Source organism: Rhizobium sp. 16-488-2b (assembly GCF_017741815.1).
In the GTDB taxonomy this organism is placed as follows: Bacteria; Pseudomonadota; Alphaproteobacteria; order Rhizobiales; family Rhizobiaceae; genus Rhizobium.
In genome coordinates, this window is sequence record NZ_JAGHMF010000020.1 from 74,131 (window position 1) to 84,413 (window position 10,283).

The following is a 10,283-nucleotide window of genomic DNA, read 5'->3' on the forward strand; positions in this document are numbered from 1 at the left end:
TCCGCCCTATCCTACAGAATTTTGGCGGATTTGCATCGCGACCAACGGGATCGACCGCCGGCTCTTGTCTGGCGGTGGATATAGAAAGGATTGGGGGCGCGTGCAAGGGGCGGTGGTTTTGGGTGGGGTGGCTGCGGTGTTGATGCCGTAGGCGTTGTGCCGTGAGATACCCCCCTCTGCCCTGCCGGGCATCTCCCCCACAGGTGGGGAGATCGACTCGTGGTTAGGTTTGCGCCAACCAGTAAAGATGGAGCGAGCGGCTGCCCCCAGCCAATCTCCCCCCTTGTGGGGGAGATGTCCGGCAGGACAGAGGGGGGTATCTCACGGCACACCCTCTCAGCAGCTCCACAACCCCCATCAAGCCGCCGTCGAAGCCACCCCCCCCCCGCCCGCAATCAACCGCTCGGCTTCCGCAAGCGGCATCGGCTTGCCCAGCAGATACCCCTGAACCTCATGAAACCCCTCCTGGCGCAACCGCAGCAGCTGCGCGTCGGTCTCGATCCCCTCGGCGAGCGTCGTCGCGTTGAAGCCGGAGCCGATGCCGACAACGGCGCGCACAATCGCCAGATTGCCGGGGTCGGTGTCGATGCCGGCGATGAAGCTGCGGTCGAGCTTGATCTTGTCGAAGGCAAAGGCGCGCAGATAGCTGAAGGAGGAATAGCCGGTGCCGAAATCGTCGATGGCGATGCGGATGCCGAGTTCTTTCAGCGCCTTCAGGAGCGGCAGGCTCTGGCCGACATCGGCGAGGAAGACCGATTCCGTGATCTCGATCTCCAGCCGCTCCGGCCGCAACCCGCTCTCGTCGAGCGCCGAGACGACACTCGCAAGCAGGCTGGTGTGGCGAAACTGGCTGACCGAGAGATTGACGGCCACCTTGAGCTCAGACGGCCAGCGCGCTGCCGTCCGGCAAGCCTCGCGCAGCACCCACTCGCCGATCGCGACGATCAGCCCGGTCTCCTCCGCAACGGGAATGAACTCCATCGGCGGCACCAGTCCGCGCTCCGGATGGTTCCAGCGGATCAGCGCCTCGAAGCCGCCGAGACCATCATTTTCCAGCTGCACGATCGGCTGGTAATAGAGCTCGAACTGGTTCTTCTGCAGCGCCTCGCGCAGCTCCACCGTCAGCATGTGCCGGCGCTCGGCCTCGAGCCGCATCGAGGGCTCGTAGAAGCGATAGGTCGAGCGGCCGCTTTCCTTGGCGGCGTAGAGCGCCAGATCGGCATGGCGCATCAGCACGTCGTCGTCTTCGGCATGATCGGGCGCCAGCGCGATGCCGATGCTGCAGGTGACATGCTCGTTGACGCCGTCGAGATCGAAGGGCGAGGACAGCGACGCAAGCAGTCGCTCGGCGAACCGCTCGATACAGCCGGCCTCCCGGAAGCCGACAACCAGCGCGAACTCGTCGCCGCCAAGACGCGCCACCAGATCGCCGTGGTCGGCAAGACCGGTCAGCCGCGCGGCCACCTGACAGAGCAGCGCGTCGCCGGCCGCGTGGCCCTTGCTGTCATTGATATGCTTGAAGTGATCGACATCGAGATAAAGCAGCGCCATCGGCTTGTCGGTGGTGGCAAGCGAGGAAACGCGCTTGATATGCTCGGCGAAGAAGGCGCGGTTCGGCAGGCCGGTAAGGGCGTCGTGCATGGCCATATAGGCAAGCCGCGCCTCGACTGACCGCTCCTCTGTCACATCCTGCGAGATGCCGAGCAGGTAGCGCGGGGCGCTGCCATCGGGCGACGGCAGGGCGCGCTTGACGGTTCTCAAAATCCGCTGCTGGCCGTCGGCGCGTTGCATCGTCTCTTCGAAGCTGATCGCCCCCGACGCTGCGAAAGCACGGGCATCCTGCTCGCGAAACGCTTCGGTCTGTTCGTCGTCGAAGAAGGTGCGATCGCTGCGGCCCACCACGTCGAGAGAATGGCGGCCGATGATGTCGCCACAGGCTTCGTTGAAGAGAATATAAAGACCATCCGCCTCCATGTCCTTGACGAACACGCCGACCGGCAGGTTGTCGACGATGCTGTCCAGGAGCGAGCGCGTGTCGCTGACCTCGCGGTGCGCGGCATTCACCTCGGTCTGGTCCTGCACGATGGCAAGGATCGCGTCGCGGCCGTTGAAGCGCACGCCGCGCCCATAGGTCAGCACCTCGAGCATGGTGCCGTCGGCCTTCAGATGCGTCCAGCGCTCGGCACGTTCCATGTCGGAGCGCGCGTGCACGGCAGTGATCATCCGCTGACGCTCATGAACAGGGCGGATGTCGAGCACGGTCATGCCGGCATAGGCTTCACGCGAATAGCCATAGAGATCGACGGCGGCATTGTTGACGATCAGGAAGCGTAGGGTGCCGGGGTCGTAGACCCACATCGGCGACGGATGGGTTGCGAAGAGAGACTGGAAATCATCATTGGGAGTATCGGTCGAAACGAATGCTCTCTGAATACCTGTCATCGGCAATGTCACAATCACATGAATCTGATGGCTGATTCCGACAACTATAGTGAAAAAAACTAAATAAAATCAGAATCATAGTTCGCACAAACTTTAGGCGAACCGCCTTCGCCATGTGCAGCGCTAACCACTTGTTATGATGTTTCGCGGCTTTTCTTCACACACTGGAAAGGTCTGCACAAAGATCGACCAGATCAGTGGTGGCTGTGCGCGCACTGCCCGTGATCGGCCAGAACCTCGATCACCCGGCACTGATCGACCCGCCCGTGACCGCATCCGGCAACCATTGCCTCCAGCTCCACCTTCAGCGCCATCAGGCTGCGGATGCGCTGCTCGACGTCGATAAGCCGCGCCTTGGCGATCGCATCGGCCGAGGCACAGGACTGGTTTGGATCGTCCTGCAGCATGAGAAGCGTGCGGATCGCATCGACCTCGAAGCCAAGTTCGCGGGCATGGCGGATGAACACGAGGCGGCTGATGTCGGCGGGCTCGTAGGAGCGCTGGTTGCCCTCGCTGCGACTTGGCGCGCTCAATAGCCCAATGCCCTCGTAATAGCGGATGGTCGGCACCTTCACGCCGCTTTGGCGCGATGCCTCGCCGATGGTGATTTTTTTCATCATTTCCCCCTTGCACCTCTAGTCGCTAGAGGATGTAGGAAGGATGCTTGTCAATGACAAGGAAGCCCAAAAGGAAGCCGATGATGAGCGACAGGATCGAGAAGCGCTACAGGGTCGAGGGCATGGATTGCGCCAGCTGCGCGGCCAAGATCGATACCGCCGTGCGCCGCGTCTCCGGCGTCGAGGACGTCTCGGTGTCGGTAACCTCTGGCACCATGACCGTGCGCCACGACGGCAGCAGCGACCTTGCCGCGATCGAAAAGAAGGTGACCGGCCTCGGCTACGGCCTGCGCCCCTTCGCGACCACCGAGGCACCCCGCCCGAACAGCCAAAGCGCCGAGCATGTGCACGGACCGGACTGCGGCCACGATCACGGACACAGCCACGCGCGGGACCATGCGCACCACGATCACGATCACCATGACCACGCACACGATCATGCCGGCGACAGCCAAAGCGCATCCGCGGAAATCGAGGGCCTGCATGGCCACGACCATGAGTCCATGTCCGGCCCATGGTGGCAGAGCCGCAAGGGCCGCCTGACGATCCTCTCGGGTGCCGCCCTCGTCATCGCCTACATCGTCGGCCATCTCGTTCCCTCGATCGCACCCTATGCCTTCATCGCCGCGATGCTTGTCGGTCTCATCCCGATCGCACGCCGCGCGGGCATGGCCGCGCTGTCGGGCACGCCCTTCTCGATCGAGATGCTGATGACCATCGCCGCCGTCGGAGCGGTCATCATCCATGCCGGCGAGGAAGCCGCGACCGTGGTCTTCCTGTTCCTGGTCGGCGAACTGTTGGAAGGTGTGGCATCAGGCAAGGCGCGCGCCAGCATCCAGTCGCTGACGACGCTGGTGCCGAAAAGCGCCCTTCTCGAAGAGGGTGGTGCAACCCGCGAGGTTCCGGCCGAAACGCTTGCCGTGGGCTCCACCATCCTCGTGCGCCCCGGCGACCGCATCTCCGCCGACGGCATCATCTTGTCCGGCGAAAGCGCGATCGACGAGGCACCGGTGACAGGCGAAAGCACGCCGGTGCGCAAGGGCGAAGGCGACGTCGTCTTCGCGGGAACCGTCAATGGCGACGCGGCGCTGCGCGTCAAGGTGACGGCTGCTGCCGCCGACAACACCATCGCCCGCGTCGTGCGCCTCGTCGAGGAAGCGCAGGAGAAGAAGGCGCCGACCGAGCGCTTCATCGACCGCTTCTCGCGCTATTACACGCCGGGTGTCGTCGTCGTTGCCGCCCTCGTCGCCATCCTGCCGCCGCTGGTTATAGGCGGCGCATGGGACGAGTGGATCTACAAGGGCCTTGCGATCCTGCTCATCGGCTGCCCCTGCGCGCTTGTGATCTCCACGCCCGCCGCCATCGCCGCCTCGCTGTCCTCAGGCGCGCGGCGCGGGCTGCTGCTCAAGGGCGGCGCGGTTCTCGAGACGCTGGGCAAGATCAACGCGGTGGCGCTCGACAAGACAGGCACGCTGACGGAGGGAAAGCCTGTTGTCACCGACATATTGAGCTTCGGAAAGCCCGAGGCCGAGGTGCTGACCTATGCCGCGGCCCTCGAGACCGGCTCCAGCCACCCGCTGGCGCTCGCCATCCTCGGCAGGGCCGCGCGCGACGCCATCGCCATCCCGCAGGCAACCGACGCCAAGGCGCTTGGCGGCAAGGGTGTGACCGCCACTGTGGCCGGCCTTCAGGTCTTCCTCGGCTCCCCCAAGGCCGCCGCCGAAATCGCGGCACTCTCAGACGAGCAGCAGGCGCGCATCACAAGGCTGAACGACGAAGGCAAGACCGTCTCCGTGCTTGTCGTCGGCGACCAGCTGGCCGGCGCCATCGCCATGCGCGACGAGCCGCGCGACGATGCCAAATCGGGCCTCAAGACGCTAACCGACGCCGGCGTCAGGATCGTCATGCTGACCGGCGACAACGCCCGCACAGCCAATGCCATCGGCAAGGAACTCGGCATCGAGGTCCGCGCCGAGCTGATGCCGGAGGACAAGCAGCGCATCGTCGGCGAGTTGCAGAAGAGCGGCCTGAAGGTCGCCAAGGTCGGCGACGGCATCAACGACGCGCCGGCGCTTGCGGCGGCTGATGTCGGCATCGCCATGGGCGGCGGCACGGATGTGGCGCTGGAGACGGCGGACGCCGCGATCCTGCACGGCCGCGTCTCCGACGTCGCCGCCATGATCGCGCTGTCGAAGCGCACCATGCGCAACATCGGCGAAAACATCTCGATCGCGCTCGGCTTGAAGGCCGTCTTCCTGGTCACGACCATCGCCGGCATCACCGGCCTCTGGCCCGCCATCCTCGCCGACACAGGCGCCACGGTGCTGGTGACGATCAACGCTTTGCGATTGCTGCGGCCGGTTTCATCACAGGCTTAAGACTGTGTTAACAGCACGCGCGGCGCGCATTTTCCCACCATTATTGAGGGGTGAAGAGCGCCACGCTCCCTAGAGCGTGCATTCTCCAATCAATTCAACTACATGCAAAATTAGGTAATTAAATTTTTCTTAAAAAGCGACGGCTGTTTGAGAGGTTTTTGCAAGGGGTTGCCTCTATCCGGCGCGAGTCATTCAATTTGCAAGGCTCGCATATGTTCCTAGACGGCATATTTTATCCCAATCAACCGCCCAGTGGATCCACATCCACGACCAGCCCTTCACAAAGCGCTCCGGAGGCATCGACACCACCCGAGCAATCCGCTTCCCCCTCCCCTGCAAGCGAAGAGCCCATCAGCTATCCGCCCGAGGAAACGGACGACCAGACCTACACCGCTAAGCCGCAGACCGGGCCCGAGGCGGCAGCTCCGGTCGAATCCGAGCCCCAAGCACCGGCTGCCGACGATACCCAGCAGGCAGCACCCGCACAGCCGGTGACCACCGGCGAGACCGCGGAGCCAGTCGAACAACCGGCCACGGAAACGCAGCCAGCCACCGCCGCTGAGCCCGCGCCGGCGCAGCCGCAGCAGAACGCCCCAGCAACGCCCGCCAACGACAATAGCAGCACCGCACCGGTGTCCGGCACCGGCGAGACCGGCGGCACGCCCCCCGTTGCAACACCATTGCCGACGTCTCCAACACACACCTCAGGCGCTTCGGCCACGAAGTCATCGGCGACATCGGCAAGCGCAGTCGGTAAGGGCGATGACATCGATCTGACTGATCTGGTCCGCAAGCAGGCGGAGCAGACAAGCCAATCCCAGCGGCTCCGGTCGATGTTCGCGAACGGTTCGACCGGCGCGGCATCGCCGTTCCTGTCACTCTTCGGCGTCGAGGCCGGCAGCGAGGAAAGCCGCGTCAACGCCGTCACGCTTCTCTACCAGCAGTTTTGACGGCGCGCGTCGCGGAACACCCGCGATCAATATCACAAAGCCCGGCGCATGCTCCCGCGCCGGGCTTTCGCGTTTCGTGAGCCGCAACCGGAAGACAGCGCTTGCCACATTCTGGAACCTATCTCTTCCTCGCGCGTTTGTGATCGAGGAGGAGAAGCACCATGACCAATGATTTCAATCGTCCGAATGCCGCGAACACCCCACCGGCGAAGAGCTCGTCGAAGACCATGTGGGTTGCAATCGCACTTCTGGTCGTCATCGTCGCCCTGGCGGCAACCTATTGGCCAAGGGGTGCATCCGCTCCCACGGCAAGCGCGCCGAGCGCAACGGCACCCGTGACCGAACCCGCGGCACCGGCAACCCCGCCCGCCTCGCAGGCCACCCCGCCGGCTGCAACGCCACCGGCAGCAGCCCCCGCGACACCGGCCCCGGCAACGCCAGCACCGGCAACCCCGGCGCCCGCAACGCCGGCTCCCGCGAACCCGCAGTAAAGCCGGTTCAATCGTAGATAACGAAAAGCCCGCCAATCCAGGCGGGCTTTTTTGCATGCGTGACCGATGCTTAGTTCTGGCCCGCCTTCAGCACCCGGTGCGTGCTGTCATCCAGGGCATTGCCCATCTGGCGGCCATCCTTGGCGAGGCCGTTGGCGGTGTTGGCGCAGGACGACAGCGCCAGCAGCGAGGTGAGCGCAATGGCGGCGGCAAATCGTGTCATGAAAATCTCCCCAGTGTTCGGAATAGTGAAGTGATCGGCCGGAGCGGCACGCGATCAGGTAGATAGCGCCCGCCGGTCGGCGATCAACGCCGCCGCGAGAACCCGAAACAGAAAACCCGGCACAGTCGCCTGCGCCGGGTCTCTTCACATCTTCCCTGGGAGGAAAGCCTCAATCAACAGCAAATACGAGCGGCTTGGCCTGTCGGATTGCTGGGTTGGCGGTCAATTTTCCAAGAACGTCGTCGCTGACGGGGCCATCGACATAGAGCAGCGCGATCGCGTCACCGCCCTGCTCGCCACGACCGAGCTGGAAGTTGGCGATGTTGACGCCGGCCGCACCCAGCGTCGTGCCGATGAAGCCGATCATGCCGGGAACGTCGGTGTTGGAGATGTAGACCATGTTCGCGCCGACATCGCCGTCGAGGTTGATACCCTTGATCTGGATGAAGCGCGGCTTGCCGTCGGAGAAGACCGTGCCGGCGACCGAGCGGGTCTGCTTGTCGGTCTTGACCGTCAGCTTGATGTAGCCGTCGTAAACGCCGGTCTTGTCGCGCTTGACCTCGGAAAGGACGATGCCCTTTTCCTTGATCATGATCGGCGCCGAAACCATGTTGACGTCGGCGACCTGGTTGCGGATGAGGCCGGCGAGCAGAGCCGAGGTCAAAGCCTTGGTGTTCATCGTCGCGGTCGCGCCGTCGAACAGGATCTCGATCTCCTTGATCGGGTCTTCCGAGACCTGGCCGACAAAGGCGCCGAGAACGTCGGCGAGCTTGATGAACGGCTTTAGGATCGGTGCTTCCTCAGCGGTGATCGACGGCATGTTGATGGCGTTGGAAACGGCACCCTTGACGAGATAGTCCGACATCTGCTCGGCAACCTGCAGGGCAACGTTTTCCTGCGCTTCCGTGGTCGATGCGCCCAGGTGCGGCGTGCAGACGACGTTGGGCAGGCCGAACAGCGGGCTTTCCTTGGCGGGCTCGACTTCGAAGACGTCGAAGCCGGCGCCGGCGACATGGCCGGACTTGATGGCTTCGGCAAGTGCCGCTTCGTCAACCAGGCCACCACGGGCGCAGTTGATGATGCGAACGCCGGGCTTGGTCTTGGCGAGGTTTTCCTTGCCGAGAATGCCGCGGGTCTTGTCCGTCATCGGAACGTGCAGTGTGATGAAGTCGGCCTTGGCGAGCAGCTCGTCGAGCTCGACCTTGGTGACGCCCATCTCCTGCGCGCGCTCGACAGAGAGGAAGGGGTCGTAGGCGAGAACATGCATGCCCAGCCCAATGGCCTTCTTGCAGACGATGCCGCCGATATTGCCGGCGCCGATGACGCCGAGCGTCTTGCCGGTGATTTCGACACCCATGAACTTCGACTTTTCCCACTTGCCGGCCTGCGTGGACGAATCCGCTGCAGGCAGCTGGCGGGCAACGGCGAACATCAGCGCGATCGCGTGTTCAGCGGTCGTGATCGAGTTGCCGAACGGCGTGTTCATGACGATGATACCGCGGCGCGAGGCGGCCGGGATATCGACGTTGTCGACGCCGATACCGGCGCGGCCGATGACCTTGAGGTTGGTCGCAGCGGCGATCAGCTTTTCCGTCGCCTTGGTGGCGGAACGGATGGCGAGACCGTCGTAATTGCCGATGATTTCGGCGAGCTTGTCCTTGTCCTTGCCGAGCTGCGGCTGGAAATCGACTTCGACGCCGCGATCACGGAAGATCTGGACGGCGGTTTCCGACAGTTCGTCGGATACGAGAACGCGAGGTGCCATTGGGGGCTTCCTTCAAAAGGTTCAACGATGGAATGTAATCGGGATTGCGAGGCTCCGCTTGTTCAGCGGAGCCGGATGCGATCAACTCAGGCAGCAGCCTGGGAAAGCGTTGCCTTCTGGGTCAAAAACGCCCAGGAGAGCCACGGCATCAGCTTTTGCATGTCTGCAGTTTCGATCGTGGCGCCGGCCCAGATGCGCAGGCCCGACGGCGCGTCGCGGTAGTGGCCGATGTCGTAGGCGACACCTTCCTTGTCGAGCAGGCTGACGATGCCCTTGGCGAAGTTCGCCTGGCCGTCGGCGTCGAGCGCCAGAACGTCCTTGTCGGTGATCTTCAGGCAAACCGAGGTATTGGAAGCCGTCTCGGCCTTGACGGCCAGGTTAGCGATCCAGTCATTGGCGGCGACGAAGTCGGCGATGACCTTGGCGTTGGCGTCGGCGCGGGCCATCAGGCCCTTCAGGCCGCCGACATCCTTCGACCACAGCAGCGCATCGATATAGTCCTCGACGCAGAGCATCGACGGCGTGTTGATGGTTTCGCCGGTGAAGATGCCCTCGATCAGCTTACCGCCCGAGGTCATGCGGAAGATCTTCGGCAGCGGCCAGGCCGGTGCGTAGGTCGTCAGACGCTCGACGGCGCGCGGCGACAGGATGATGACGCCATGAGCGCCCTCGCCGCCGAGAACCTTCTGCCAGGAGAAGGTGACGACATCGAGCTTGGCGAAATCGAGGTTCTGCGCGAAGGCGGCAGAGGTCGCGTCGCAGATCGTCAGGCCCTTGCGGTCGGCGGGAATGAAATCGCCATTCGGGACGCGAACGCCCGAGGTGGTACCGTTCCAGGTGAAGACGACGTCGCGGTCGAAATCGATGGTCGAGAGATCGGGCAGTTCGCCGTAACCGGCTTCGATCTTGCGAACGTCCTTCAGCTTCAGCTGCTTGACGACGTCGGTGACCCAACCGGCGCCAAAGCTTTCCCAGGCGACCATGTCGACGCCGCGCTCGCCGAGCAGCGACCAGAGCGCCATTTCGACGGCGCCGGTATCGGAAGCGGGCACGATGCCGATGCGGTAATCCGCCGGCACTTCGAGAACTTCGCGTGTGAGATCAATGGCTTGCTTGAGCTTCGTCTTTCCGATCTTCGCGCGATGCGAACGGCCAAGCGGCGCGTCGGAAAGGGCTTCGAGCGACCAACCGGGGCGCTTCGAGCAAGGGCCAGAAGAAAAATGGGTGTTATTCGGACGGACGTCCGGCTTCGCGGTGGCAGTGGCCATATGTATACCCTTCCAGGTAATTAGCCTCTCGTTGGGGAGAGGTGTCCCGCCGCCGGATTTATTCCTGGTCTCTGTCGCAGTCAAGCGGAAAATCGTCGTGGCTAGATGAGTGCGTTTGGCCACCGCGCGAGATCACGAAAACGTGATCA

Annotated in this window: 8 protein-coding genes; 3 read left to right on the top strand and 5 right to left on the bottom strand. The window is 63.5% G+C overall.

Annotated features, from left to right (window positions below; translation table 11 throughout):
* Window positions 1-357: 357 nt before the first annotated feature.
* Entirely contained in the window at window positions 358-2,442 is a 2,085-nt protein-coding gene (locus J5286_RS17885) for a putative bifunctional diguanylate cyclase/phosphodiesterase (RefSeq protein WP_209215366.1), read from the bottom strand.
* 194 nt (window positions 2,443-2,636) lie between these two features.
* Window positions 2,637-3,059, bottom strand: coding sequence for a MerR family transcriptional regulator (locus J5286_RS17890; protein ID WP_209191547.1), 423 nt, complete (start codon window positions 3,057-3,059; stop codon window positions 2,637-2,639).
* An 83-nt stretch (window positions 3,060-3,142) separates the two neighbouring features.
* On the opposite strand from J5286_RS17890, the gene J5286_RS17895 reads away from it, so the two are divergent.
* The 3 genes from J5286_RS17895 (at window position 3,143) to J5286_RS17905 (ending at window position 6,878) form a co-directional block, all read left to right on the top strand.
* On the top strand, window positions 3,143-5,437 hold the full coding sequence (locus J5286_RS17895) for a heavy metal translocating P-type ATPase (protein ID WP_209191548.1): 2,295 nt from the start codon (window positions 3,143-3,145) through the stop codon (window positions 5,435-5,437).
* A 212-nt stretch (window positions 5,438-5,649) separates the two neighbouring features.
* Window positions 5,650-6,387, top strand: a complete 738-nt coding sequence (locus J5286_RS17900; RefSeq protein ID WP_209191549.1) for a hypothetical protein — start codon at window positions 5,650-5,652, stop codon at window positions 6,385-6,387.
* A gap of 161 nt (window positions 6,388-6,548) precedes the next feature.
* Window positions 6,549-6,878 carry a flagellar basal body-associated FliL family protein gene (locus J5286_RS17905; protein ID WP_209191550.1) on the top strand — a complete coding sequence of 110 codons (330 nt, stop codon included), beginning with the start codon at window positions 6,549-6,551 and terminating at the stop codon, window positions 6,876-6,878.
* Between the two features lie 70 nt (window positions 6,879-6,948).
* Here J5286_RS17905 and J5286_RS17910 read toward each other — a convergent pair whose 3' ends face one another.
* The 3 genes from J5286_RS17910 to J5286_RS17920 form a co-directional block, all read right to left on the bottom strand.
* Window positions 6,949-7,101, bottom strand: a complete 153-nt coding sequence (locus J5286_RS17910) for an entericidin (protein ID WP_209191551.1) — start codon at window positions 7,099-7,101, stop codon at window positions 6,949-6,951.
* 169 nt (window positions 7,102-7,270) lie between these two features.
* On the bottom strand, window positions 7,271-8,866 hold the full coding sequence (serA, locus tag J5286_RS17915) for a phosphoglycerate dehydrogenase (protein ID WP_209191552.1): 1,596 nt from the start codon (window positions 8,864-8,866) through the stop codon (window positions 7,271-7,273).
* Between the two features lie 86 nt (window positions 8,867-8,952).
* On the bottom strand, window positions 8,953-10,134 hold the full coding sequence (locus J5286_RS17920) for a phosphoserine transaminase (RefSeq protein ID WP_209191553.1): 1,182 nt from the start codon (window positions 10,132-10,134) through the stop codon (window positions 8,953-8,955).
* Window positions 10,135-10,283: the final 149 nt, after the last annotated feature.

Excerpts from the sequence above, each read along its gene's own strand:
- J5286_RS17885 (WP_209215366.1), bottom strand. The coding sequence starts at position 2,442 with ATGACAGGTATTCAGAGAGCATTCGTTTCGACCGATACTCCCAATGAT.
- J5286_RS17890 (WP_209191547.1), bottom strand. The coding sequence starts at position 3,059 with ATGAAAAAAATCACCATCGGCGAGGCATCGCGCCAAAGCGGCGTGAAG.
- J5286_RS17895 (WP_209191548.1), top strand. The coding sequence starts at position 3,143 with ATGAGCGACAGGATCGAGAAGCGCTACAGGGTCGAGGGCATGGATTGC.
- J5286_RS17900 (WP_209191549.1), top strand. The coding sequence starts at position 5,650 with ATGTTCCTAGACGGCATATTTTATCCCAATCAACCGCCCAGTGGATCC.
- J5286_RS17905 (WP_209191550.1), top strand. The coding sequence starts at position 6,549 with ATGACCAATGATTTCAATCGTCCGAATGCCGCGAACACCCCACCGGCG.
- J5286_RS17910 (WP_209191551.1), bottom strand. The coding sequence starts at position 7,101 with ATGACACGATTTGCCGCCGCCATTGCGCTCACCTCGCTGCTGGCGCTG.
- serA (WP_209191552.1), bottom strand. The coding sequence starts at position 8,866 with ATGGCACCTCGCGTTCTCGTATCCGACGAACTGTCGGAAACCGCCGTC.
- J5286_RS17920 (WP_209191553.1), bottom strand. The coding sequence starts at position 10,134 with ATGGCCACTGCCACCGCGAAGCCGGACGTCCGTCCGAATAACACCCAT.